We start from the raw sequence: 25,628 nt of genomic DNA on the forward strand, positions 1-25,628 counted from the left end.
CCACAGAAGCTTCGCGCTGTGCGTGCTGCCAGGGCAAGCCACCGAATGGCGGGCCTCTGCCGAGAAGTGCCGGAATGTGATACTCCAACTGCCGGAAGGGCTTTCCACCCCACCAGCCCTCCAAGCAACGCACGCACCTTTGGGCAACACTGAAGAAAAGGGGCTGACCGAGCCGTGGTACTCGCCGCCACTGTTGCGGGTTGGTTGAGCCTGATCGCTGTGAGACACCGCGGATCATTGGGCACCGCCGCATAACGCTGTATGGCACGGACAAGGCGTACGTCACCGACTCCACGCACAACCGTGCTCAGACCCGGTACTCACCCGGCGTCGTGGTGGCCGACGCACGCACTAGGTCCCGGGGATCGCCGCCAGACGCAGAACGTCCTCCGCAAGGGCCAGGACGACCTCCGGAGCCGACCGCGCCAGCACCGGCACTGTCTTGTCCCAGCGGCCTATGCGCAGCGCGAGAGCGAGCAACCGTCGGGCCTGCGGTGCGGGGGCGACCTTCGCGAGCTCGGTCAGGGCGGACGATCGACCTTGCCGGTCACCGATCGAGCGGACCAGGCGCTCGGCTCGGTCGAGGTCTCCCCCTCGCGCGAACGTCACCGCGACCTTGGTCAGCGCGGCGGTGCGGTGCCCGCTGTGCGGGTTCGCGAGCGCCACGTTCTCGGCGCGATCGGGCTCGGTCATGGCGAGCGAACACGCCAGAAATTCCAAGAGCGGACCGTCGTTGCTGCGCTGGTCGTCCCGGTGCCCGGACATCATCTGGTGCACTCGGTCCACATCGCCTGCGGCCGCGACCGCCTCAATGATCCACATCCACGCCGTGGTCCTGCGGTCCCCACTCGCGATGGCCGGAGCTATCTCCGCCGCGACGTCGACGAAGGACAGGGCACGGTCGGTGTCACCAAGCGAAACAGCGGTCGTCGCGAGCAACACGAGGTGTCCGACGCTGCCGAGCTTGTGGCCCATCACCCGGATCGCTGCTTCCGCCTCGTCGATCAGCGCCCACGCCCTGTCCGCCTGGCCCAGATCTGCCAGCACGGAGACGGTCCTCGCCAACGCGCGGGCGCGGTAGAAGGGGTTCTCGACCGAGCGAGCCACGTCCCGCGCACGGTCGAACTCGCCAACGTAGGGCAGTGTGGAAGCTATCTCCGCCAGCGCCCGGGCCCGGTCGTGGTCGTCCTCGATCTCACGCGTGAGCGCTATCCCTCGATCCACCTCACCGCCCCACACCAGCGCGTCGGCCAAGGTGGCCACAGGCACGGGAGTCTGGGAGCGGGCGAAGAGTTCGGCCTGGTGCGTGTCACCCGCCCTCGCCAGGCACCCGATCACCTCGTCGATCACGGCCATCCGCCGGGCCGTGACCAACGGCGCCTGCTCCGCGGCACGGACGGCCAGCGCCCTACCGCTGTCCCGGTCCCCCGCACTCGTCGCCCACCACGACAGAACGGCCAGGCGCATCGTCGACAACCAAGGATCAGTCACCGCCCGTGCGGTCGCCTCGACCTCCGCCGCGAGTACGGTGGCTTTCGCTTCCTCGCCCGCCACCAAGAGTTCCCTGGCCACCGCGGTCAGCATGGTGATCCGCTCGCCGACGTCCCGCCGGGACCGGCAGAACCGCTCAGCCTCCTGCGCGTCGCCGATGAGGACCAGGCCGGCGGCGACCGACACCAACGCCGTTGTTTCCTGATCACCTTCGTACGTCACGGGTTCGAGCGCTCGGGCCTCGGCGACGACCGCTCGCGCATGGTCATCCGCACCGAGTTGCACATAGAGCGACGCGATCTCGACCAACTCGGCTGCCTGCTGCGCGGGCGCGATTCCGCGGACTCCGGCCAACGCTTCGTGCGCCGCGGTCAGCGCTTTGCCGTCCTCACCGACGCGGTGCCATGCCCTGGCCAAAGCGATCAGCGAACCACACCGTGACGCGAGCGTCCTGATGGATCTGATGACCGTCGACGCCCGATCGAGGTCGCCTTGCTCGATCAGGACTTCCGCCAGGGCGTTTCGCCCGTCACCCCACACGTCCATGTGCGGCATCGACTCGATCAGGGCCTCCGCCCGCCGCGGATCACCTTGGCGTGCCGCGGTGGCCACCACAGCGGTGAACACCGTGGTCTCCGCCTCCGAGCCACTGGTCCGTTCCAGTGCTCGGGTGGCGTCGTCCCAGTCTCCGGCGTGCGCCAGCAAGCGCGCACGATCTGCTTGACTCGGTTGGTATGTGAGGCAACGCCCGGCCAAATCCCGCGCTATGGTCGTCTCTCCGGCGCTCGCGGCCGCATCCGCCAGATCCACCAGCGAGGGAACCTGCTCGACCGCGCTGCCGGCGGCGAGGATCAGGGACTCCGCCCGCCCGATCAGCGGCCCGGGTTCCGCGGCCAGGTGCCTGATCACGTGGTGCAGCAACCGAAGCTGGGTCCTCGGGTCGTCGACCGCGTCGATCAGGTCCACGGCCCGCGCCACACCGAGCGGTTCCATCATCCGCAGCAGCGCACGAGCCTGCCGGTCCGAGTCCGCAATGGACAGTGCGGTGGACTCGGCACGGACGTGGTGGCCGAGCATCACCAGCACCGCGGGCAGGTCGACGGGGAAGTTCGCGTTGCGCTGCTCGATCTCGTCGCGGTGCACGGCCAACCTGGCCATGCTCACCAGATCGTCGGAACCGAGCGCCAGCAGAGCGTCGTGCGCGGAGTTGATCTCATTGAGGGCCGCGGTGTCACCACCGGTGATGTCCATCATCCGGTCGTGACGGGCACGGTCCGTCGCGCACGCCACAAGCCTGCGCACGTCGCCGGTCTCGCGCAGCAGCCGGAAGTAGCCACGCAGCAGGTACTCCGGCGTCCCGGACGGCCAGCCCCGCGTCCTGTGCCGGTCCGCCCAGTCGTGCAGCACCTGGCGGTACTCGGCCAAACGGGACACTTCCAGGTATTTCTTCGACGATCGCTGGATTTCCTCGTGACCGAGGACGTACGCGATGGGGGCCGTGTCCGGCTGCCAGGTGCTGACCCGGGTCACGAAGCTGCGGCCGGTCACCGTGTGCAGGTGTTCCTCGACCCGCCACGCGGGTTCTCCGGTCAGCTCGGACAGGTCCGCGCCCGTCAGACCGCCTCCGGCGGACGTGATCAGGCCGAGCAGGTCGTGCTCCAGCCGTGAGCCGCCCAACAGGCGTTTCAGATCGCGCTCCATGTCGTTGCGAGCGACCTGCGCCCATTCGGACGGCGTGAGAATCCGTACGACGTCCTCAGCGTGCAGCGGGTGGTCGGGCGGGACGTCCCCGGGCAGCGGAGGATTGAGGCGGCTGGCGACCACGACACGCATGCCGTTGGCAGGCACGACCGGCAGCAGCCCGGCGATGCTGTACGAATCAAGGCCCCTGTCCTCGTCCAGCCCGTCGACCACCAGCACCAGCCGCTCACCGTTCTCCTGGCAGCGCAGCGCGGCCTCGTTGAGCATGCGCCGGAAGTGCGGTCCGCGCGTGGCCTGGGTGAGGTACGCGGGCATCGGCTGGCGCAACAACTCCGCGAGCTGCTCCATCACCACATCGGTGCACGCGATCCAGTCGCTCTGGCCCGCGAACCGGGCTGTGACGAAGAACGAGACCACGCGGACACCCGGCGGCGGGTCGAGCACGAACCACGACAGCAACGCCGACTTCCCAGCCCAAGCCTCGGCCCGCCACCACAGGTAGGCACCGGCGCCCTCACCTCGGCAGAACTCGGCAAGCACGGCCAGCTCACCTTGCCTGCCGGACAGGTCCGCGGGCGCGATGGCACGGACCTGCTCGAGGTACGCCGACCGGACAGGGGCCGTCGCGTGGACCTCCACGTCGCCGTAGACGACGCCGGAGTTGGCGAAACCACCAGCCTCCGCGGTCGCGTCACCGGTGTCACTCACCCTGGTCGTGCGCATGGAGTCAGCTGCCGTCGACGCTGTGCCGTGGGAGCGTCACCCACACAAGGGCAGAGAACACGACCAACGCCACTCCCATGACGATCTTCGTACCATTGCCCAAGGTCTGTCTCCTTCCCACGCGACTCACCCTTCATCGTTCGCACCTGCCTGGGTGTGACACTCCAGATGGACGCGATTCAGGGGTGGCGCTGCCGAGTGCACGGCCGGTTTCCGGCGACGACCAAGCGTACGTACGAAGACAACCAAGCGGATCGGCCGGTGGTGGGGTTACGTGTGCGGGATGGCAGGTACTCCATCACCAGCCATGTGTCGGCGCCGTCGACAACGACGAGCACGTTCGGGTGCCGCAACCCGGCACCGATGCGGGCTTCTCGCCGACCTGGCCGATGTCGCCGTACCCTGAGCGCATCCATGCGACCTGGCGGCCTGCTGGAACGCGCTGCCATTTCAGTGTTGACACCGCCGCACGCGTTGATTACACGGTCTTGTTCCTAGCCCTTGGCAACCGTGTTCCATTTCGCCCAGTCCTGGTCTGCGCAGGTCCACTGTTGTGCCACAGCGCCGTTGTTGGGGCTTCCATTGAAGATCTCGAGGCACTTCAGGCTGTTCATGTTCTGGTACGCGGTGAAGCCGTCGTGGGTGTTGAACCCCTTCCAGTAGGCGCCTGGTTGTCCCTGGCAGGTTCTGAGTTCCGCGTTGGCGCCGTTGGCCGTGCTGTTGTTCCCGATCGCGAGGCACTTGTCGGGATGAGCTGAGTGCTGGAGGAACAAGACCGGCCACCCGTCTGTGTCCCAGTGGTGAAAGTTCAGCAGCCAGTAGGCGCCTGGCTGGTCCTGGCACTGCCACTGTTGCACCCGTGCCCCATCGTGACCGGCGTTGTTCGCGCTTTCCAGGCATTTCGTGGTGTTCTTTCTGGCCAGGTAGACCCTTGTGCTCCCTTCGGTGACCGAGGCCATCGAGACGCCGCCAGCTCTGTTTGGTACATCGGCAGAGGCCTGCGGGGCCGTCATGGTCGATATGGCCAGCGCGGCCACAGCGATGAGGAGATTCATGCGCACGATAACTGCCTCCAATGTCAAGTGATCATTGTCGTAAGCACTGGCAATCACGCTTCAGCCTTGTGCTGGTGGGTGGGCGATCGCCAGCGACGAAAACGACACGGTTCGGCGGATTTGCGCCAGAGTGCGGGCGACTCGTCTTTCGGAGGGACCGTTCTCCCCCTCCGGAAGGAGGACGCGCGGAAGTGCGTCGACGAAGCTCGGTGACATGGTCATGAGCGAGGGTGTGGAAGCCAGCACGAGCCGCGGTTGGCCTCGATGGGTCGCCGGTGCCACCGCGGTGTGGTCGTTGGGGTACGGCGGCCTGGCCGTGTCCTGGGCGCTGGGTGGGCGCACCTATCCGTACGGCGCGAACGATCCCGGCGCGGAGCACGCGTCGTTGCTGAGCAGTGTGCCGACCGGGATCGCCGCGCCGGTGCTCGCCTGCGTCATCCTGCTGGGCGGCGTGCTGGCGCTGTGGCGTCCCCGGGGGTGGCCGTTCGTCGCGTTCGGGTGGACCGTCACCGTGGGGTTGCTGCTGCTGATCGATCTGCGGCTGTTCAACGTGCTCGGCTATCTGGTGACGGCGCCGTTCCTCGTCGTGGCGGCGCTGTTCGCCGAGAAGGCCGATCTCGGGCTGTTCACCGCATGGCCGGTGTGGAACCAAGTGGTCGTGCTCGTCGGCGCGATCCTGTGGGCTGGCACGACACTGGTGAGCCAACGCGCGACACGCGGCGGGTGCGGCAGTTGCGGCCGACGCCCCGGCCTCGCGTCGGCGGCGTGGACCACGCCTCCGGTGGCCCGGCGGTGGGGCACGTGGGCGGTCGTCGTGGCCGTACTCGCGCCCCTGCCCTACGCCGTGGTCCGCTACGTGTGGGCGCTCGGTGTGCCATGGGGCATCTCCCCGGAGTTCCACGCGGCGGGCTGGCCCTGGTTGTGGGTCCTCGGCGCTGGTCTCGCCACCGCCGCCGTCGGCGGCGCCGTGCTCACCCTCGGGCTGATCCGCCCCTGGGGTGAAGTCTTCCCACGCTGGGTTCCCCGGCTGCGCGGCCGTCCCGTGCCGCCGGGACTCCCCCTCTGGTCCGGCGGCCTGGTCGCCGTCATCCTCACGATGGCGAACGTGTCCCTCGCGCACCGCTCGATCACGACGGGCGAGCCGATGGACGTGCTGTTCCAGCTATGGGTCCTGTGGGGCCTCGGCCTCGGCGGCGCGACGCTCGCGTACTACTACCGCACCCGGGGCCGGTGCCGCCGCTGCGACCGCGGGGCCTGAGCTCGCGACAGCCTCCCGCCGAGTGTCCACATTCGGCAGTCGGTGACCCGCGAGGCACTCGAACGGGTAGGGACGCCCATCTGCTGGCGACTCGTTCACTGTCCACGGTAGAGCCAGCCCGCAGAGCACCGCAAATCGGCGAGCACGACGAGTCGGGATTGTCATGGACGAGATGTGACGTGCCGCTCGGTCTGGGCGACCAGCCACCGCGCCACCTCGACGACTTTCACGTTGGTGTCCGGCGAGGCGCGTGCCAGCATCGCTCTGCCACTGGTCGAGCTCGGCGACCAGGAGGTGGCTGGGTGCCTCGGAGGTGATCCGCTTGCCGTGGACCAGTGAGATCCCGGCCCAGGTCACGGCCGGAACGAGGTCGACCGCGGCGTGCACGATCGCGTGCAAGGTCAGCTCACGGTCGTTCTCGTGCTGGAGCCGCGCGAGCCGGCTCGTGCGTTGCCCGAGGTCGGGAACTCGTTGCAAGTCTGTCATGGCGTGCTCCCGGCGTCGCCCTTGCTCCCAGCGGGATCACCGAGCGGGTTCTGGGCCCTCGACCGCGCAACGGTTCAAACGTAGCGCCGGTGCATCGTTTTGTCATCGATTCATCGGGTGACACCGAGTTGAATGATCCCGGTATCCCGCCCAGAGTTCTCAGCGTCCGTTCGGCAGGCCGCGGGCGCCCTGCCTGGAGCCCGCGTACGCCTGCTTGCGCAGCCACGAGAGCACGCGCGGAGCCGGGACCAGCTGGGGATGGGCGTTCAGGATCGGGTCGAACCGGATCTCCTGGTCTGGCAGGCGTGTGGTGACGACCAGCCTGCCCCATGCCCGCCACCGCGATCGTGATCCGGCGAGCCGCAGGTCGACCACGAACGGTAACGCCTCGGTCAACCGGCCTGGCGGAATCGACCCTGGCTCGAGGACCGCTGCCATCCACTGCAAGCCTTCTGCCGTTCGGAACGGCATCATGCTGCTGTAGAACGCGCCACGCGACCAGTCCCTGCGAGGCAGTGGCAGCCATCGCGTGAGCCGCCCGGAACCGGCCGTCGAAAGCAACAGGTCGACCACCTTGCCTGGCTCCGCAGCGTCCGGTATCCGCAGGGCGAGACCGAGGACGTCCGGCACTCCGCTGGGCAGGCCGGCGCCCTTGGACATCCGCACGGTGACCGTACGGACCATCGTGCCGGGTTGCCCCGGCCACCCGTCGGGCAATGTCAACTCTGCGGCGAACACAAGCCCGGCCGGGTGTACCGCCGGTGCGTGCCGTATCCGCGCCAGGCCTCTGAAGAAGACAGTGACCAGGCTCGGCCCAGGGTCCATCCGCGAAGATCGCATGGGACCCGGCTACCCGGTATCGGTGACATCAGTCCGCGCTGTTTCGCGTACTGGACGGCAACGAGGGCATGAATCGATGCGAACCGGGAAACCTGTCGCACGGGCGAAGGGTTCGTTCGAGTTGTGAGGAGCTGCCGTGACCACCATTGCCCGGGAAGTGCCGGCCGCTGCCGAGGACGTGTTCGCCGTCTTGTCCGACGGTTGGTCCTACGCGGGCTGGGTGGTGGGCAATTCCCACATCCGGGACGTCGACCGGAACTGGCCGGACGTCGGGTCGCGCATTCACCACAGCGTCGGTGCCTGGCCGCTGCAGATCCACGACGTCACCGAGGTTCGCGTGGTCGAGCCCGGTCGCTATCTCGAACTGGACGCTCGCCTGTGGTGGCTGGGAGCGGCGGTGATCAGTTTCCGGATCTCTCCGCTGGGCGGGCAGGCGTGCCGGGTGGAAATGAGCGAGAGACTGGCCCGTGGTCCAGCAGCCAAGCTGCCGTCGGCCGCGCAGGCCGTCCTGCTCCGGCCGCGCAACCGCGAATCCTTGGCCCGGCTCGCCGATCTTGCCGTCGGCCGGGCGCGGTCGACGACCGACGGCGAAGCAGCCGGATGACGACATCGGCTGAGACAGTCGACGCAGTGGTGATCGGCGCCGGCCCGAACGGGCTGGTGGCAGCCAACCTACTCGCCGACGCGGGTTGGCAGGTGCTGGTCCTGGAGGCCGGCGAGGAGCCCGGCGGCGCGGTTCGCACAGGTGAGCACGTCGCCCCGGGCTTCCGCCACGACCTGTTCAGCTCGTTCTACCCGTTGGGGGCGGCCTCGCCGATTCTGCGCGGCCTCGAACTCGACCGTTACGGGCTGGTGTGGTCGTATGCCCCGGACGTGCTGGCACATGTGCTGCCGGACGACCGCTGCGTGGTCCTGTCCCGGGAACTGGACCGCACCGCGGCCTCTGTGGCGTCGTTCGCCTCCACCGATGGGGATGCGTGGCGGGCTGAGGTGCACGACTGGCACCGAGTCCGTGACCGGTTGCTGGACGCGCTGTTCACACCGTTCCCTCCGGTGCGTGCGGCGACCCGGCTGGTGCGCACGCTGGGTGCCGCCGGGTCGTTGCGGCTGGCCAGGATGGTCACGATGCCGGCCACCACTTACGGGGCGGAACGGTTCACGGGCGACGGCGCGCGGCTGCTTCTTGCCGGCAACGCCCTGCATTCCGATCTCGGGCCTGGCGAAGCCGGCAGCGCCGTGTTCGGGTGGCTGCTCAGCATGCTCGGCCAGGACGAGGGGTTCCCCGTACCCCGTGGTGGCGCGGGCGCGCTGACCGCTGCTCTCGTGCGGCGGCTCACCGAGCGCGGCGGCCGTGTCGCCTGTGGACGGTCGGTCACCAAGGTGCTGGTGGCGGGCGGGCAGGCGATGGGGGTCGCCGACCAGGATGGGAACCTCGTCCGGGCCGGGCGGGCGGTGCTGGCCACGGTCCCAGCGCCGGTGCTGTACCGCGACCTGGTCGGCGAGCGGCACCTGCCGTCCCGGTTCGTCACGGCCTTGAAGGGCTTCCAGTGGGACGACGCGACGATCAAGGTCGACTGGGCCCTGTCCCGGCCGATTCCGTGGCGCAACCCCGAGGCCTCCGGCGCCGGAACCGTGCACCTGGGCGGTGACCTGGCCGGGCTTGCCGAGTTCGGCGCGGCGCTGGCCACGGACCGGCTACCGGACAACCCGTTCCTGCTCCTCGGTCAAATGTCCACCGCGGACCCCACCCGATCACCGGCGGGAACCGAGTCCGCCTGGGCGTACACCCACGTGCCCCACGGCCGCGTCCGCAGCCGCGACGATCTGCTTCGAATCGCCGATCACCTGCAGCGCATCGTGGGAAACCACGCACCGGGCTTCGCCGACACGATCATCGGCAGGCACGTCGCCGGTCCCGTGGACCTGGAACGCCAGAACCCGAACCTGGTCGGCGGAGCCGTCAACGGCGGCACCTCGGCCATCCACCAGCAGCTGGTGTTCCGCCCCGTGCCCGGCCTCGGCCGCGCCGACACACCGATCGACCGGCTCTACCTGGCCGGTGCCTCGGCACACCCCGGCGGAGCTGTGCATGGTGGCCCTGGTGCCAACGCCGCCAAGGCGGCGCTCGCTCGGGACGGCCTGGCTGGAGCGGGTTATGCCGCGCTGATCCGCACACTGCACCGGAACCTGTATCGATGACTCCGACCTGTGCCTACCCCGCTGATTCTCGGCAGAAGTCCCGTTGGTCGGCGCCACTCCCACCAAACTGGAGGTCAAGGTGCAAGTCGGGGTGATCGGGGTCGGCAGAATGGGCCTACCCATGGTGGCTCGACTGGTCGCGGCCGGACATGAGGTCGTGGCGACCGACATCCGCTCTGAGTGCCGCTCCACGGTCGAGAAAGCCGGTGCGAGGTGGGCATCGGACGCGTCCCAGGTCACACGTGGCAGCGGTGTCGTTCTGACGGTGCTTCCAGGAAGCCCTGAGCTGCGGGAGCTCGTGCTCGGATCGGACTCGCTGGTGGCGGCTGTGGACGGTGGTGCGGTCTGGGTCGACCTGACGAGCGCGTCGTTCGAGTTGGGCCAAGAGTGCGCGCGCGAAGCGGGAAGGCGGGGCGTGGCCTACCTTGATTCACCTGTCGGAGGCGGGGTGCCCGCCATGCGGGAAGGCACCGTGACGCTGTATGTGGGCGGCGACGTGGACGTGCTGGAGTCGATCACCCCAGTCCTGCGGGCGTTCGCGAAGACCATTCACCATCTCGGCGATCACGGCACGGGGTACCTGACCAAGCTACTGATCAATCTCCTGTGGTTCGGCCAAGCGACGCTGACCACCGAGGCGCTGCTCTTGGCCCAACGACACGGACAGCCGGCGCATCGGATGCGTGACGTTCTGCTGGGCAGCGCGGGTGACAGCGCCTTCGTCACGCATCATCTTCCCGCCTTGCTGGCCGGTGACTACCTCCGCGACTTCGGGCTGGACCGGTGTGTCGAGGAACTGGAATCCATCGAACACAGTGCCGGCCGCGCGGGCACTCCCCATCCGCTGACGTCGGCGGTCGCCGACGTGCACCGCAGGGCCTTGCACCACTATGGCGCCGTTGACGGGGAACTGATGGGCCCCGCTTGGCTGGAAGAACAAGCAGGCTCACGATTGCGTGACGACGAGTCCTGATCACGATCAAGGAGGGCTTCGCCGAGCTGCCGGAAGTGCCGAGGCCATCTGTCAAGCCCACCAGGTCGCTGCCTCGCAGGCCGGAGGTTCAGGTCGTTCTCGCGACGGAAATCCCGTGATCCAGAGGGTCATCATGCCCGTCCATGCTGCTCGCCCCAGCCCCCCGGCGACGAAACGAACCGCCGTACCGGAAAGTCACATCGTGAAGCTTGTTCCGAGCAAGATCCGTGTTCCGATCCAGACGTGGACCGACACGCTGACGACATCCGAGGTCGGCCAGCGTGCGATCGGATTCGTCAACGGGGCGTTCGGTGAACGTGCCCACGCGGGTGGGGACGTTCTACCCGCGGCGATGTCGATACGCCTTGACCACCGCCGGATCGAGCCGTCCACAAGGTCACTCACCACGGCGTATCCGGCGGCGACCGGACGCGTTGCGGTGTTCCTGCACGGGCTGGTCGACACCGAACGATCGTGGTTTCACCGGGACAGCAGCACAACCGAGCCGGTTCGGCCCGATTTCGGCAGCAGGTTGGCCGCGGATCTTTCGTACAGCCCGGTGTACCTGCGTTACAACACCGGACGGCACATCTCCGACAACGGAAACGAACTCGTCACCTTGCTCTCCCGGCTGGTCGAGAACTGGCCCGTGACGGTAACCCAGATCATCCTCATCGGACACTCGATGGGCGGCCTGGTGGCCCGCAGCGCGCTACACCAGGCTCAGCAGCAGGCTGCTCCCTGGCTGCCCAAGGTGACTCGGCTGGTGTGCTTGGGCAGCCCGCATGTCGGTGCACCGCTGGAACGCACGGTCGCCCGGATGGCGGCCGTGTTCGGCAGGTTCGTCATCACCAGTCCGCTTTCGCGGTTGCTGGCGCTACGCAGCGACGGCATCAAAGATCTCGCGCAGGGCTATCTGCACAAAACCCAATGGCAGACAGGCACATCCCCGACGGAGCCGCAGGACTCCGATCTGCCCGTCCACGTCCGGCAGTACTTCGTCACCGTCACACTGTCCCGTTCGGAAGGCAGCCTTTACGGCCGCCTCGTCGGCGACCTGCTCGTGCTGCCGTCAAGCTCAGGCGACCGCAACCAGAGTGCCGAGCACCAATGGTTCGGTGGCATGCATCACCTCCACCTGCCGCGACACGACCGCGTGTACAACGCCGTACACCACTGGCTCAGTCACGCCAGCACGTTGACGCCCGCACCTGTCGGACCGTCGCTCTAGCCGAGTAACGTCTGGGCGAGCAGGAACAGGTTGAGCGTGGAAACGACCGCGGCGGCCACCATCCCGACCGTGGTGACGGCCGGCTTGTTCACCTGCTCCCCCATCACGTCCTTGCGCCTGCCCAGCAGTACCAGCGGGACGAGTGCGAACGGGATGCCGAAGGACAACACGACCTGGCTGATCACCAACGCCTCGGTGGGGTCGACCCCCATTGAGAGGATCGCCAGGGCGGGAGCCATGGTAACGAGCCTGCGCACCACCAAAGGGATGCGGCGACGCAAGAAGCCCTCCATCACCACCTGCCCGGAGTATGTGCCGACACTGGACGCCGCCAGGCCCGAGGCCAGCAGCGCCAGTGCGAATGCCAGCGCGGCGCCCGGACCGAGCAGATCACCCAAGCCGCTGTGCATCTGCTCGAGTGACTGCGGCGCGGCGGATGTTCCGGTGTGGAACGTACCCGCGGCCACGACCAGCATGCTGACGTTGACGGCTCCCGCGATGGTGAGCGCGACGGTGATGTCGGCCTTGCTCGTGCGTAACGCGCGCTTCTGCGCCGCGAGTTCCGGCCTGTGGTGGTGCTGGGTGAGCGCCGAATGCAGGTAGATGACATGCGGCATCACAGTGGCGCCCAGCATCCCCGTCGCCAGCAGCACGCTGTCAGCCCCCGCGAAACCCGGCACCAAACCACCTGCGGCACCCGTGAGCGGGCCGAGCTGCAAGGTCTGGTAGAGGAACCCGCCGAGCACGATCGCGAGCAGGCCGATGATCACCGACTGGAACCTCCGGCGCCGCAGCGGTTGCAGCATGAGGATTCCTGCCGAGACAACGGCGGTGATGATCGCGGCGGGCACCAGGGGTATGCCGAACAGCAGGTTGAGAGCGACCGCGGCGCCGACGAACTCGGCGAGGTCGGTGGCCATCGTGACCAGTTCGGCCTGCACCCACAGCAAACCGGTGACCGGCCTCGAGCAGTGCGCGCGGCACAGTTGCGGCAGATTCCGCCCGGTGACGATCCCGAGCTTCGCGGACTGGTACTGGATGAACATGGCCAGCAGGCTCGCGCTGACGATCACCCACAGCAGCACGTAGCCGTGCGCGGCCCCACCGGCCATGTTCGTGGCGAAGTTGCCAGGATCGACGTAGGCCACCGCGACCACGAACGCGGGCCCCATCATGATGGCAGCGGACCGCAAGCGCGTCACGGCGGGCGCTCGCGTCGAGGTGCCGGTCATACAGGCGATCCCCCCACTTCCTTGCCCTTGGGGTCTTGCGTGCCCGCCGGAGGTGTTCTGATGCGGTCGATCAGTGCCGTGGTCGACCGGTCCGCGACGTATCCGACGATGACGACCTCGCCGCCCAGCGACCGGACGATCTCGGTTTCCGGCAGGGAGTCCAGTGTGTAGTCGCCGCCTTTGACGTACACGTCCGGCCTGAGCAGTTCGATCAGCCGCACGGGAGTGTCCTCCCCGAACGCGACAACGTGGTCCACACTGGACAGTCCGCTGAGGACGAATACCCGATCGGCGGTGGTGTTCACCGGCCGGCCGGGGCCCTTGAGCCTGCCGACGCCCGCGTCGTCGTTCACCGCCACGATCAGCACGTCCCCGAGGCTCTTGGCCTGCTCCAGGTACTCCACATGACCGCGGTGCAGTACGTCGAAGCAGCCGTTGGTGAACACGATCCGCCGCCGGGCGGCCCGGTGCCCGGCGACGATCCGCGTGATGTCGCCGGATGAGGCGGTGTGCGTGGTCATGGCCAGGAGGGCTCGTTGGACGCGCAGACCACCAATTCCCTGATCTCGCACCCGAACGGCTGGTTGAGCGCGTGGATGACCGCTGCGGCCACGTTCTCCGGCGCGTTGAGCTCGTTGACGTCCGGCGGCCGGTACTTCTCCTCCCGCCCGTCGAAGAAGGGCGTGCGCATCCCGCCGGGGACGAGCAGGGTCACGCCGACGCGGCCCGCGGTCTCCGTGGCCAGCGCCCGGGTGAAACCCACGATGCCGAACTTCGACGCGCAGTACGCCGTCGCCTCCGGCAACGCTCGCAGCCCCAGTGTCGATGCGACTGTCACGACGCGCCCGCGTGTGCGTTCCAGGTGTGGCAGCGCGGCCCGCACCACGGCGACCGTGCCGAACAGGTTGACCCGGACCACTCGTTCCCAGTCCTCAGTAGACACTTGGTCGAGCGCCCCGCAACTGTCGATGCCGGCGGCGGTGACCACGCCGTCCAGTCCGCCGTGGCGTTCCACCGCCTCGGCGACCGCCTGCTCAGCCGCCGCGCTGTCGGACAGGTCCACGGGCAGGAAGTCGGTGACTGGCTGGGATGGTGCGGCCTTGTCGAGTACCACGGCGTGTCCGCCGCCCGCGACAACCGCGGCAGCGACAGCGGCGCCCAGTCCGGAGGCGCCTCCGGTGACCAGAACTGTGTTCATGCGTTCTCTCCTTCCAGGACAACGAAACCAGCGGCTCCGCCGTTGGCGAGGAATCGGCTCGCGGCATCCACACCCGCCCGCACGGCCTCGAGCACGGTGTCGGGTTCGGAGTCTCCACGCACCATCCGAACGGCCACGGCAGCGGCGAAACAGTCGCCCGCGCCGCAGGGATCGACGACCTGGGTCACGGGCGCGGCGACGGTGATCGGCCCGTGGCCGAGGTCAAGGACAGCTCCGGCCGAGCCGGTGGTGACCGCGACGGCCTCGGCCAGCCACATCGTGCGAAGGATCCCGGCCGCCTCCTCGGGTCGCGCACCGCACGCGGCAGCGGCCTCAGCAGCGTTCGGCGTCACCACCCGAACGCCGGCAACCGGCGACGAACCACGCGGGTGCGGGTCCCACACCACCAGCTCGGCGCTCTCCAGCACGGACCGCAGCCGCTCGTTCTTGGTCAGGCCGCGGCCGTAGTCGGACACCAGGACGGCGTCAGCCGACACCACCGCGTCGAGCATCTCGTCGGTCACCACCAGGTCACCACGCCCGCCACGGTCGATCCGGGCCAGCGACTGCCCGTCGCAGCGCAACCGCGTCTTGACCGGTGTCGCTGCCCAGGACGGCCCCGCGACCACCGTCATGCCGCCCAACGCCTTCCGCAGCCGGTCGCCATCCGCGTCATCGGCGATCGCCGTGACCAGGGTGACGTCGACATCAGCGGCCAGCAGCGCCGCCAGACCGGCGCCACCAGGGCGCACGTGTTCACTGGCCAGGTCGACCACGGGGACCGGCGCGTCGGGGCACAGCCTGGTGGCCGTGCCGACCAGGTCGACGTCGAGCAGGGTGTCACCCACTACCGCGAGGTTCATGACACCCGCCGTCGCGTGTCGGCGGCCGGCAGACCGATAGCTGCCTCGAACGCCTCGCACAGGATGTGCACGGCCGTGAGTTGCGCTTCCTGCACGGTGCAGGCGTCTCCGGGCAGGGCCAGTGTCTCGTCGGCGAGGTCGGCGAGCGGATTGGGGCGCGCACCTGTCATCGCCCACACAGTCAACCCGCACCGGGTGCCTTCCTGTGCGGCGCGGAGAAGGTTCGTGCTGCGGCCCGATGTCGAGAGCAGAACGAGGATGTCCCCGGCGCGTCCGTGGGCCGTGACCTGGCGGGCGAAGACCTCGTCGTAGCCGTAGTCGTTGCTGATGGCGGTCACGCTGGACGATTCCGCGCACAGCGCGATGGCCGAGTACGGGTGGCGGTCGGCCTGGTAGCGGCCGACCAGTTCCGCGGTCAGGTGCTGGGCCTCCGCGGCTGATCCCCCGTTGCCCGCGGCCAGCAGCCGCGCACCGGCGGGCAACCGTTCGGCCATGCCCTGTCCCCAGCGAACGAGCAGGTTGCTGTGGCTTCGCAACGCGGTCAGCGCCTCCGCCAGCGCGTCGATGTGGGCGCGCGGGTTCATTGCCCCTCCCCCACGAGCTGGTCCGCACGTCGGTCGCCGCACACTCTCGTGTAGGCGGCAGCGGTGTCCCTGGCGACCCGGCTCCACGTGTACCGGGCCACGGCGCGGTCTCGGCCAGCCATGCCGTAGGACTCGTTCATCACCTTGTCGTGCAGCAGCTGGTTCAAACTCGCCGCGAGTGCGCGAGAGGAGCGCGGCGGCACGTGCAGCCCGGTGACATTGTGGACGACGGTGTCGATCAGACCGCCCACGGCGGACGCGACGACCGGGCGACCGCAGGCCATCGCCTCCAACGGGACGATGCCGAACGGCTCGTACCAAGGTGTGCACACCACGACGGCGGCGGAGCGCAGCAGCTGTGGCATGTCGGATCGGGACACGGATCCGACCAGACGCACCCGGTCCGCGACGCCCCATTCCTCGGCATGGCGTCGTAGTCGGCCCGCTTGGGGGTCTGTGTCGAGCCGGTCGCCCGGCGGGCCGCCCGCGATGACCAGCTCGACGCCGGGCAACGCGGCCAGCGCGGCGATGATCGTGTCGAATCCCTTGCGGGCGACGAGCCTGCCGGTCGCCACGATCCGATGTGGATCCACTGTTCCGCCAGGGCTGAACATGTCGGCGTCCACGCCGCACGGCACGACTGAGATCCGGTCGCGGGGCACGCCCAGCCTGGTCAGTTCCCCCACTTCGTCGGTGCAGGTGGCCGCGATACGTGCCGCTCGGTTGGCCACGAGCCGTTCGATCGGGATCCGTTCGACCGGGCTCGTGTCGGCCTCGCGCTGGTAGCGCTTCTTGACCGTGCCCAGCGCGTGGAACGTCTGCACTACGGGCACTTTCAGACCACGGGTGGCCAGAATCGACGCCAGACCGGACATCCAGAAGTGCGCGTGCACCACGTCCGGGGGCGCGCCGGCCCAGTGCTCGCGCAGTTCGGCGGCGAAGTCGCCCATGTGGGGCAGCATCTCGTCCTTGCCGATCCGGGTCGCGGGCCCGGCCGGTACGTGCACGACGCGGTACCCGCCCGACACGGACACCTCGTCGGGCAGGTCCGGTGTGTCTCGTCTGGTGTACACGACGACCTCGTGCCCAAGCCGGCACAACGCCGCGGACAACTCGGCGACGTGCACGTTCTGGCCTCCCGCGTCGACCTCGCCGAGCGCCGCCAACGGGCTGGCGTGCTCGGAAACCATCGCGATCCTCATGTGCTCACCTCCATCAGCAGCTCGTCCCAGTCGCGCAGGAACCTGGCCAGTCCGTAGTGGGCCAGTGCGTGTTCCCGTGCTTGTTTGCCCATCCGGCGGGCCGTCTCGGGCTCCGCCATCAGGTGTCCTAGTCCTTCGATGAGCTCGTCCGGGTTCGCCGAGACGATCCCGGCGTCCGGTGGTACGGCACGCGCCGCCTCCGTCGTGGCCAGTGCCAGCACCGGCATGCCCAGGTGCATCGCCTCGATCAGCGACAGACCCAGCGACGTCCAGCGCGTCAGGTGCAGGTAGACCCGGCGGCGGGCCATCTCCTCGTGCAGTCGCCGCGTCGACAGGTCGCCATGGCAGGTGACGTCCAGCAGACCGGCCAGGCCCATCCCGAAGACGTCGAGCGGCGCCTCGGCGGCGAACAGCGGGAACAAGTCGGTGCCGGTGACCCGGCCGCGCCGGATCGGTTCGTTGCTGACCACGGCGACACGCGCCATCTCACCGGTGTACTGCTCCCCCGGGTCCACGATCCCGTGCTCGATCACCTTCGTCGGTGCGTCGCCGGAATCCCACATCAGGCGGTTGAAGTGGGTGACGTGCACGAGCGGGATGTCGTCGCGGCCCGCCAGGGGATGGCGGGTGCGGGGCACGTCGCCCTGTGGCGTGTTGTGCTCGACGTAGACCATCGGAACGCGCAGCCGCTCGGCCACTTCGACTTGGTCCAGGCTCTGCACCACGGCCGCGTCGACCGGTAGACCAGCCAGGTCGTCCGCCGGCACCTCGACGGCGTTGACCGGCCAGTCCCTGCCCAGCCTGCCGCCACCCGACGGGCCTGCCGGCAACAGGTACGTGTGTTCGCCGTGCACGAACGACGTGCTCCACGAGCCGTGCACGTGCCATACGAGGATGTTCATGTCAGTCTCCGCACCGCGGCGACGACGTCGGCCGCCGTGATCGAGTTCAGGCAGGGATGGCCTGCCAGCGGGCATTGGGTGGCGCGGGTGTCGCGGCAGGCCGCCTGCTGATCGCCGAGCACGGCGACCGGCACGCCGTACGGCGCCCATCGCGATGCCGGGACCACCGGAGCGAACAACGACACGACCGGCGTGCCGACCGCGGCGGCCAGGTGCGCTGGGCCGGTGTTGCCGACCACTACGGCTTCCGCTCCTGCCAGGACACCGGCCAGGGCGGGGAAAGTGGTCCGGCCGCCCAGATCAAGGGCGTCGGCTCCGGCGACCCGCGCGGTCAGCTCCTTCTCGTCGGGCGCACCCGTGACCACGACACGATGACCGGCCTCGCTCAGGGCGATCACGGCTTCGGCGCATCGGTCCGGCGACCAGGCCCGTGCGGGTACGGACGCGCCGGGGTGCACGACCACATAGGGCGCGCGACCGGTGAGTTCGCCCGTGTCCGGCGGAGTGCGCACGCGCAGACCGCCGTTGTCGCCCAACGGCAGGGTGAACCCGGCGGCTTGCGCCACGCGCAACGCCTTGAGCGGTTCCGGCTGGTCGTCGTCGATGTCGATGCCCGGCCGGATTCGGTGATCCACAAGGGATCCTGGGTAGTCCGTCGAGATGGCCGCGATCCGGCGGACCCCGGCCATGCGCAGCAGCAGTGCCATCGGCAGCGGCGACTGGTGGAACGATGTCAGCACCAGCGCGACGTCGAACCCGGCCAGCCGGGTGACCAGGCCAGTTATGTCTACAGTGGACACATCGGGCGGGTCGGCGAGGATCCACGGGCAGGCCCACTGCCACACCTCGGCCACGCCCGGCAGGATGTCCGCCGCCTGCCTGCCCTGCGGCCCGCACAGGAACGTGACTTCCGCACGACCCGCCACCGCCCGCACGGCGGGACCTGCGGTCAGCACGTCTCCGTCGCTGTCCAGCCGCACGACCACCGCCTTCATGACAGCACCCACTCCACCGCGGCCCTCAGATCCGGCGCCGTCACCGGGGCGCGGCGGACCTCCGCGGCGAGCGTGACCGCCGTCGGCACCAGAATCGACCGGGCGCCCGCGTTGTGCGCCGCCAGGACGTCACTTTCGATGTCACCGATCACCACCGCATCGGACGGGTCGACACCCAACTGCGCGCAGGCGGCGAAAATCATGCCGGGCGCGGGTTTACGGCACACACAACCGTCGTCAGGGCCATGAGGACACATCTGCCAGGTGCCGAACGGCCCGAGCATCTGCTCCACACGAGCGTTCACTCGCTCCACTTGGGACTTTCCCACCAACTTGCGTGCTATGCCGGACTGGTTGGTCACCACACCGGTGAGCACGCCCTCTGCGCGCAGCCGCGCCAATGCCTCGGCGGCGTGGGGAAAAGGCTCCACACGGACCGGGTCACCGTTGTACGGGTAGTCCTTGATCAAAGTTCCGTCCCGATCGAAGAGCACCGCGCTGGGTCGCATACAGACGGAGGTTGCCTGAGAAGTTGTGGGTAAACCCGTGACGCACCACTACTACTCACAGTGATGCCTCTGTTCTTGCCCGGGTTTTCCCATGGAGATCAACCGAAGTCCCGCCTCACGGACCTTCCGGGCGGGGAGCAGGTCCCGCGTGTCGACGATGACCGGTCGTCCGCCGCAGGCCATGCGCGCCCAGTCCAGTTCAGCGAACTCGGGCCACTCCGTGAGCACCACGACCACGGACGCGTTCTCCGTGGCCACATACGGCGAAGCCACGACACAAACCGGTCCGGCACAACGGTCCGCGGTGGCGCTGGGGTCGTAACCGGTCAGCACAGCACCTTCGGCTGCCAAGAGCTCGGCCACCGCCAACGCCGGTGAGTCCCGTAGATCGTCCGTGCCCGCCTTGAACGTCAGCCCGAGCAGACCGACTGGGACACCGGTGAGTGACCCACCGGCCGCGGCACGGACCTTGGCGGCCACACGGTGTGCCTGGCGGTCGTTCGTGGCGATCGCGGCGTCCAACAGGGAGAAATCCACCTCGGCGGCCCGTGCGGTCGCCAGCAGTGCCTGCGTGTCCTTCGGCAGGCAGGACCCTCCCCACCCCGGGCCAGGCGTGAGGAACGTGGCACCGATGCGCTGGTCGAGCCCCATGCCCTGGGTGACGTCCCCGATGTCCGCGCCGAGTTCCTCACACAGTTCGGCCAACGTGTTGACGTACGAGAGTTTCATCGCCAGAAAGCAGTTGCTGGCGTACTTCACGAGTTCCGCGCTGGCGCTGCCGGTGATCAGGGTGGGTGCGTCCATACCCGCGTACAGGGCCGCCACACGCCGCGCCGCGGCTTCGTCCTCCGAACCCACGACCACTCGTTGCGGGTGGAGGAAATCCTCGACGGCGTGCCCTTCGCGGAGGAACTCCGGATTGGACACCACAGCGACTCCCGGGCAGCGTGCCAGTGCCGTGATGCGGCTGATCGTGCCGACGGGGACGGTGGACTTGATCACCAGGACGCAGTCCGGTGAAAGCCGGTCCCCGGCCTGCTCCAGGACAGCTTCCACGGCGGTCAGGTCGGCCGCTCCGTCGTGGCCGGTCGGTGTCGGCACCGCGACGAAGACGAAGTCGACTTCGGACAACTCGGCCGGTGCGCCGTGCACGAACCTCAGCTTTCCCGCGCGCAGCCCGTTCGACACGCTCCGGGCGAGACCGGGTTCGTGCAGCCCGATGTCCGCGCGGGAGAGGGCATCCACCTTCGCCTCGTCCACGTCGGTGCAGACGACGTCGTGGCCGAGCCGGGCGAAGCACGCGGCTGTCGTCAGGCCGACGTAGCCCGCGCCGACGACCGCGATGCGCTGTGCTACCACCGTTCGCCTCCCGTCACCTGGGCCACCGCGGACAGCACCTCGGCCACGGAGATCATCAAGAGCCCGGGGTCGGGCCGGTCGGCGAACGTGTCGCCGGTGTGGCCGTGCCACAACGCACGATGTGGCGTCGAACGCGGACCCCAGTGCGCGGGCGAGACCGGACCGAACAGCACCACGGACGGCGTGCCGTACGCCGTCGCCACGTGGGCCACTCCGGTGTCGCCGCAGATCAGGAGTCGCGCGTCGGCGATCAGGTCGAGCAAACCAGCCAGATCGCCACCAACCCTGGTCGGCACGGATCCGGCGACAGCCTCGACGATGTCCTTCTCACTCGTGTCGCCAGTCACGACGACGTCCTCGTCCAGCGTGCGCACCACGGCGGCGTACCGCTCGGCGGGCCAACGCCTGCAGCCGTGACTGGCGCCCGGGTGCACGACGACATGTCCGCGATGTTCGGTTTCGCCGAGCCGGAGATCCTGTGGGTCCGCGGGTATGCCGTGCTCGGCGAGCAACCGGCACCAGCGGTCGACCTCGTGCTGGTCCTCGATCCACAGCCGGTGGGTGATCAACCTGCGGGGCCGCAGCCGCGACAGCAAATCAGTACTTCGCGGACCACTGCCGTGCAGGTTCACCGCGATGCCGGGGGCGGGTCCCCGCCATCGAATGGGGACCAGGCCCTCGGTGGGTTCCAGGCGGTCCACCGCGTCGATCCTGTCGACGACGTCCGCCAGCCACGCGGGCGCGGCCAGGGTGATGGTCGCGGCGGGGTACGCCCTGCGCAACGCTCGCAAGGCCGGGACAGCGGTGAGCAGGTCGCCGAGGCCGAGTGCGCGCAACACCACGATGTTCACAGCCGGACCCGCAGTTCCCCGCGCAGCCGGTGCCAGCAGGCCACGGGCGGGATCGCCACGCTGGTAACCAGCATGCGGGCGATCTCGTCGGGCGTCCTGGGACCAGGCGCGATCCGCTGACCGGCGAAATGGGCGGTGAGCGCCACCCACGCTGAACCAGCCACTGCCGCGGCCACCCGTCGACCGGTGAGTCCGAGGAGAATTGCCGCCGCCGCGGCCGTCGTGCTGAGCACGTGCCAGTGCATGCGTGTGGGGCGGCCACCGACTTCCTTGCGCCAGCCACGGCCGCGCAGGCTCCGCATGAGCGCGTCGTCGGCGTTGCCCCGCTGGGCGCGCACGCTCACGAAGAACCCCGCGGGCCGCACCGGATGCGTCGTCTCGCGCCGCCCGGCCACGATCCTGTGGCCCTCGTCCACTACACGCAGCGCGAGCTCCACGTCCTCGCGGTAGGCACGGGGGAAGCGTTCGTCGAATCCACCGATCTGCAGGAGCGCAGCCCGTCGGTAAGCCATGTCGGCGGTGATCCAGTTGCCGGTCATCAGCCCGGCGGTGTTGCGCTCCCAGTCGGTCGGCTCACGGTCCGAGGGCAGCGGAACGGTGACCCGTGCCTGGCTGGCCACCACATCCGACGGCACATCGGCAAGGTCCTTCGACAGCGCGGCGGGCCAGTCGTCCGGCGGCAGCACATCGTCGTCCAAGAACGCCACCCACTCGGTGCTCGCAGCCTGCCACCCGGCGTTCCGAGCCGCGGCTGGACCACGGCCATAGGTACGCAACACCCGCACGTCAGCGGGAACCACCAGTTCCCCGGCCGGATCGGGCCGGTCGTCAACCACGATCACCTCGCGCGGCGCGGGACCAGCGCCGTGCACCACGACGCCGAGCACAGCGTTCAGGCTTTCCCTGCCGGTGGTGGGAACCACGACGGTGTAGTCGACGGTCATGCCGGTCCCCCAGTCCGGCGCACCACGAACGGCCCGATGGCGAGCAGATCCACCGGCGCGGACCCGAAGCACTCCAACGCGTCACGCGGATCGTCGACCATGGGCCGTCCCGCCGTGTTCAGGCTGGTGTTGACCACCACGGGCAAGCCGGTGCGCCGCTCGAACTCGGTCAGCATCCGCGCCAGCAGCGGCTCACCGGACGGGTCGACGGTCTGCGGCCGGGCGGTGCCGTCCACGTGCACGACCGCCGGGATCCGGTCTTTCCACTCCGGACGGACGTCGTGCACGAAAAGCATGTAGGGACTGGGAATGGGACCACGCCCGAACACGGCGGCTGCCCGGTCGAGCAGGACCATCGGCGCGACCGGCCGGAACTGCTCACGGCCTTTCACGTCGTTGAGCCGCTCCAGGTTGCCCGCGAAACCCGGATTGGCCAGCAGCGACCGTCGCCCGAGAGCACGCGGGCCGTACTCGCTGCGTCCCTGGAACCAGGCCACGATCTTGTCCTGCGCCAACGCCGACGCGACCTCGGCCGCCACGTCCGGCGGTTCGGTGTAGGTGATCTTGGCGCGGTCCAGGCAGCCGCGGATCTCGTCATCGGTCCACCCCCGCCCGAGGTCGGCGCCGGACATCGCCGCCGCGGGTTCACCCTGCTGTGCCACGAGGTGCAGCGCCGCGCCCAACGCCGTTCCCGCGTCCCCGGCGGCCGGTTGCACCCAGACCTCGTCGAACGGGCCCTCAGCGAAGATCCGCGTGTTCGCCACGCAGTTCAGCGCCACTCCCCCGGCCATCGCCAGTTTGCGGTGCCCTGTCCGGTCATGCAGCCACCCGGCCAGCTCCAGCAGGACTTCCTCCACGCGGGCCTGGACGCTCGCCGCCAGCTCGGCGTGTTCCTCGGTCATCTCGCCATCGGCCTCCCGGCGTTTGGCCAGGGTCACCCAGTCCACCCGGTGGATGTGGAAACCGCCGTCGTCGGCCACGCGGATGTGTTCCCTCATCAGGTCCAGGTGTTTCGGCTTCGCGTACGAGGCCAGCGCCATGACCTTGTACTCGTCGCTCGACCTGAGGAACCCGAGGTGTTCGGTCAGCTCCTCGTACAGCAACCCCAGGGAGTGCGGAAGCCGTTGCGCGGCGAAGGTCTCCAAGTCATGGCCGCGATAGCTCCCGGCGAGGTGGGAGGCGCACTCACCACGCCCGTCGGTGACAAGCACGGCGCAGTCACCGTCGAACGGGGCCGCGAGGCCGGCTGACCCGGCGTGTGCCACGTGGTGCGGCACGAACCGCACGATGTCCGGGTCGAGCCCCGGCAACGCCGTGGCCAGGAAGTACGGCGAGCGACGGGCGTAGCGGGTGCGCAGGTCCTCCCAATGCTCGTCCAGGCCTTGTTGTCCCGGCTCGACCAGCTCAGGTTCATAGGAGTACGCGACCGCGTCCAGGTCCCCCGGCTCCAGCCCGGCGCTCGCCATGCACCAGCGCGCGGCCTGCTCCGGCAACTCCCACGCGGAGAACGGCACCGGACGTTTGCCGTGCTTGCGGCGGGTGAACCGTTCCTCCTCGGCGGCCGCGACGATCTCGCCGTCGACGACGAGCGCCGCGGCCGGATCGTGGAAGATCGCGTTGATACCCAGAACTCGCATGGCCAAGCCTTTCCGTCTGCGATGGACGTTCTCAACCGACGAGCGGGCGAGCGGACCGGACCGCCATCGCGCGCAAGCCGTCACGCAGCGGCACTTCCGGCCGCCATCCCAGGATTCGCGTCGCCAAGGCGATGTCGGGGCACCGCCTGTGCGGGTCGTCCGTCATCGGCGCGACGTGGCGGACGCCCGAACCGCTGCCGGTCACCCCGATCACCCGCTCGGCCACTTCGAGCACCGTGACCTCCTCGGGGTTGCCGAGGTTCACCGGGCCCGGTTCGTCCGACCGGGCCATCGCGAGCAGGCCGCGGACCAGATCATCCACATAGCACAGTGACCGGGTCTGGCCGCCCGTGCCGTGCACCGTCAGCGGTTCACCGGCCAGGGCCTGGCGGAAGAAGGTCGGGATCATGCGGCCGTCGTCCGGCCGCATGCCCGGCCCGTAGGTGTTGAAGATGCGCACGATCCCGGTTCGTGTGCCGTGTTCTCGCCGGTAGGCGGCCGCCAGCGCCTCGCCGAACCGTTTCGCCTCGTCGTAGACACTGCGCGGGCCGATCGGGTTGACGTTGCCCCAGTACGTCTCCCGCTGCGGATGCTCCAGCGGGTCGCCGTATACCTCGCTGGTCGACGCCACCACGACACGGGCGTTCGTGCGCATCGCGAGGTCCAGCGCGTGCAGCGTTCCGAACGCCCCGGCACGCAGGGTGCCGATCGGCATTCGGAGGTAATCCACAGGGGAAGCCGGGCACGCGAGGTGGAGCACGAGATCGACGGTGCCCGGCACCTCGAACGGGGAGGTCACGTCCGCCTCGCGCAACTCGAAGCGCTGGTTGTCGAGCAATTCCCGCACGTTGCCGGGGCTGCTGGTGCGGAAATCGTCGACGCACACGACTCGGCTGCCGCGCCGGAGCAACTCGGCGCACACGTGCGTGCCCAGAAACCCGGCACCGCCGGTCACCACCGCGCGTTCGAAGACCATGGCAAGGGCCTACCCTTGCTCGTGGGGGATAACCGAAAAGCCGCGAAGCGGTTCTCTTAGGAGTTTCGCCGCGGTCGTCCACCCACCGGTCGCGCCTCGGGTCGTGGCGGGCCACCCCGGCACTCCGGGCGTTTGGCCAGCTCGTGGAGGTGGCTCTTGCTGGCGTCCACGCCGCCTTCGGGCCCCGGTTGCTCCAGGCGGCCTAGTCGTCCGAGGGCCCGCGCTCCTGCTTTGCCTCCCGGTGATCCCCGACCTTCCCGGGAGCCGGGTCGGCCGTGTGGTGAGCTCGGATGGCCACGCCATCCCAGTACGTGCCGTCCCCGGTATCGCCGAGGGCTGGCAGCGCGCCGGGTTTTGTTGCCCCGTCACCATTGAGGTGAATCGCGGCACGGTCGGGTGATGTCAGGTTTCGACGCCGC

General features: G+C 69.1%; 23 protein-coding genes. 6 read left to right on the forward strand and 17 right to left on the reverse strand.

Going from position 1 to position 25,628, the window contains the following annotated elements; genetic code table 11:
* Positions 1-351: 351 nt before the first annotated feature.
* Together AOZ06_RS29545 and AOZ06_RS29550 are read right to left on the reverse strand one after the other, a co-directional pair.
* On the reverse strand, positions 352-3,915 hold the full coding sequence (locus tag AOZ06_RS29545) for a hypothetical protein (RefSeq protein WP_054292388.1): 3,564 nt from the start codon (positions 3,913-3,915) through the stop codon (positions 352-354).
* Between the two features lie 494 nt (positions 3,916-4,409).
* Entirely contained in the window at positions 4,410-5,027 is a 618-nt protein-coding gene (locus AOZ06_RS29550; protein ID WP_157233328.1) for an RICIN domain-containing protein, read from the reverse strand.
* A 163-nt stretch (positions 5,028-5,190) separates the two neighbouring features.
* On the opposite strand from AOZ06_RS29550, the gene AOZ06_RS29555 reads away from it, so the two are divergent.
* A complete protein-coding gene (locus AOZ06_RS29555) occupies positions 5,191-6,228 on the forward strand; it encodes a hypothetical protein (RefSeq protein ID WP_157233329.1) in 1,038 nt (345 codons plus the stop codon).
* Between the two features lie 174 nt (positions 6,229-6,402).
* Complete coding sequence (locus tag AOZ06_RS56910) at positions 6,403-6,567, forward strand: hypothetical protein (protein WP_157233330.1); 165 nt, start codon at positions 6,403-6,405, stop codon at positions 6,565-6,567.
* Positions 6,568-6,873: 306 nt separating this feature from the next.
* Here the strand turns inward: AOZ06_RS56910 and AOZ06_RS29560 are convergent, their stop codons facing one another.
* Positions 6,874-7,398 carry a hypothetical protein gene (locus tag AOZ06_RS29560; protein ID WP_054292391.1) on the reverse strand — a complete coding sequence of 175 codons (525 nt, stop codon included), beginning with the start codon at positions 7,396-7,398 and terminating at the stop codon, positions 6,874-6,876.
* A 292-nt stretch (positions 7,399-7,690) separates the two neighbouring features.
* Here AOZ06_RS29560 and AOZ06_RS29565 point away from each other — a divergent pair, with 292 nt between their 5' ends.
* From AOZ06_RS29565 to AOZ06_RS29580, 4 genes are all read left to right on the forward strand, one after another.
* Entirely contained in the window at positions 7,691-8,158 is a 468-nt protein-coding gene (locus tag AOZ06_RS29565; RefSeq protein ID WP_054292392.1) for an SRPBCC family protein, read from the forward strand.
* On the forward strand, positions 8,155-9,753 hold the full coding sequence (locus tag AOZ06_RS29570) for a phytoene desaturase family protein (protein ID WP_054292393.1): 1,599 nt from the start codon (positions 8,155-8,157) through the stop codon (positions 9,751-9,753). The genes AOZ06_RS29565 and AOZ06_RS29570 overlap by 4 nt, the downstream gene beginning before the upstream one ends.
* Positions 9,754-9,844: 91 nt before the next feature.
* Complete coding sequence (locus AOZ06_RS29575; RefSeq protein ID WP_257721493.1) at positions 9,845-10,726, forward strand: NAD(P)-dependent oxidoreductase; 882 nt, start codon at positions 9,845-9,847, stop codon at positions 10,724-10,726.
* Between the two features lie 202 nt (positions 10,727-10,928).
* Positions 10,929-11,957: an alpha/beta hydrolase gene (locus tag AOZ06_RS29580; protein ID WP_054292395.1), complete on the forward strand. Its 1,029-nt coding sequence runs from the start codon at positions 10,929-10,931 to the stop codon at positions 11,955-11,957.
* Here the strand turns inward: AOZ06_RS29580 and AOZ06_RS29585 are convergent.
* From AOZ06_RS29585 to AOZ06_RS29650, 14 genes are read right to left on the reverse strand one after another with little or no spacing between them, the layout of a single operon-like run.
* Positions 11,954-13,189, reverse strand: a complete 1,236-nt coding sequence (locus tag AOZ06_RS29585; RefSeq protein WP_054292396.1) for an Nramp family divalent metal transporter — start codon at positions 13,187-13,189, stop codon at positions 11,954-11,956. The two genes, AOZ06_RS29580 and AOZ06_RS29585, sit on opposite strands and share 4 nt — an antisense overlap.
* Positions 13,186-13,710: a D-glycero-beta-D-manno-heptose 1-phosphate adenylyltransferase gene (rfaE2, locus tag AOZ06_RS29590; RefSeq protein WP_054292397.1), complete on the reverse strand. Its 525-nt coding sequence runs from the start codon at positions 13,708-13,710 to the stop codon at positions 13,186-13,188. Before rfaE2 ends, AOZ06_RS29585 begins: the two co-directional genes overlap by 4 nt.
* Positions 13,707-14,387 carry an SDR family oxidoreductase gene (locus AOZ06_RS29595; protein WP_054292398.1) on the reverse strand — a complete coding sequence of 227 codons (681 nt, stop codon included), beginning with the start codon at positions 14,385-14,387 and terminating at the stop codon, positions 13,707-13,709. The genes rfaE2 and AOZ06_RS29595 overlap by 4 nt, the downstream gene beginning before the upstream one ends.
* The gene (locus tag AOZ06_RS29600; protein WP_054292399.1) at positions 14,384-15,250 is read right to left on the reverse strand and encodes a PfkB family carbohydrate kinase; all 867 of its coding nucleotides are present in this window, start codon (positions 15,248-15,250) and stop codon (positions 14,384-14,386) included. The genes AOZ06_RS29595 and AOZ06_RS29600 overlap by 4 nt, the downstream gene beginning before the upstream one ends.
* Positions 15,247-15,834 carry a D-sedoheptulose-7-phosphate isomerase gene (locus tag AOZ06_RS29605; RefSeq protein WP_054292400.1) on the reverse strand — a complete coding sequence of 196 codons (588 nt, stop codon included), beginning with the start codon at positions 15,832-15,834 and terminating at the stop codon, positions 15,247-15,249. Before AOZ06_RS29605 ends, AOZ06_RS29600 begins: the two co-directional genes overlap by 4 nt.
* Positions 15,831-17,036, reverse strand: coding sequence for a glycosyltransferase (locus AOZ06_RS29610; protein WP_054292401.1), 1,206 nt, complete (start codon positions 17,034-17,036; stop codon positions 15,831-15,833). The genes AOZ06_RS29605 and AOZ06_RS29610 overlap by 4 nt, the downstream gene beginning before the upstream one ends.
* Entirely contained in the window at positions 17,033-17,938 is a 906-nt protein-coding gene (locus AOZ06_RS29615) for a glycosyltransferase (protein ID WP_054292402.1), read from the reverse strand. Before AOZ06_RS29615 ends, AOZ06_RS29610 begins: the two co-directional genes overlap by 4 nt.
* Positions 17,935-18,933: a glycosyltransferase family 9 protein gene (locus AOZ06_RS29620; RefSeq protein WP_054292403.1), complete on the reverse strand. Its 999-nt coding sequence runs from the start codon at positions 18,931-18,933 to the stop codon at positions 17,935-17,937. Before AOZ06_RS29620 ends, AOZ06_RS29615 begins: the two co-directional genes overlap by 4 nt.
* A complete protein-coding gene (locus AOZ06_RS29625; RefSeq protein ID WP_054292404.1) occupies positions 18,930-19,442 on the reverse strand; it encodes a D-glycero-alpha-D-manno-heptose-1,7-bisphosphate 7-phosphatase in 513 nt (170 codons plus the stop codon). The genes AOZ06_RS29620 and AOZ06_RS29625 overlap by 4 nt, the downstream gene beginning before the upstream one ends.
* A gap of 51 nt (positions 19,443-19,493) precedes the next feature.
* Positions 19,494-20,801 (reverse strand): UDP-glucose dehydrogenase family protein, encoded by a 1,308-nt coding sequence (locus AOZ06_RS29630; protein WP_054292405.1) that lies wholly within the window; start codon positions 20,799-20,801, stop codon positions 19,494-19,496.
* A complete protein-coding gene (locus AOZ06_RS29635) occupies positions 20,795-21,652 on the reverse strand; it encodes a glycosyltransferase family 9 protein (protein ID WP_063810130.1) in 858 nt (285 codons plus the stop codon). The genes AOZ06_RS29630 and AOZ06_RS29635 overlap by 7 nt, the downstream gene beginning before the upstream one ends.
* Entirely contained in the window at positions 21,649-22,596 is a 948-nt protein-coding gene (locus tag AOZ06_RS29640) for a glycosyltransferase family 2 protein (RefSeq protein WP_054292406.1), read from the reverse strand. Before AOZ06_RS29640 ends, AOZ06_RS29635 begins: the two co-directional genes overlap by 4 nt.
* Entirely contained in the window at positions 22,593-24,233 is a 1,641-nt protein-coding gene (locus AOZ06_RS29645) for a carbamoyltransferase family protein (protein WP_054292407.1), read from the reverse strand. Before AOZ06_RS29645 ends, AOZ06_RS29640 begins: the two co-directional genes overlap by 4 nt.
* A 31-nt stretch (positions 24,234-24,264) precedes the next feature.
* Positions 24,265-25,209: an NAD-dependent epimerase/dehydratase family protein gene (locus AOZ06_RS29650; RefSeq protein WP_054292408.1), complete on the reverse strand. Its 945-nt coding sequence runs from the start codon at positions 25,207-25,209 to the stop codon at positions 24,265-24,267.
* Positions 25,210-25,628 lie beyond the last annotated feature (419 nt).

Source organism: Kibdelosporangium phytohabitans (genome assembly GCF_001302585.1).
Classification (GTDB): Bacteria; Actinomycetota; Actinomycetes; order Mycobacteriales; family Pseudonocardiaceae; genus Kibdelosporangium; species Kibdelosporangium phytohabitans.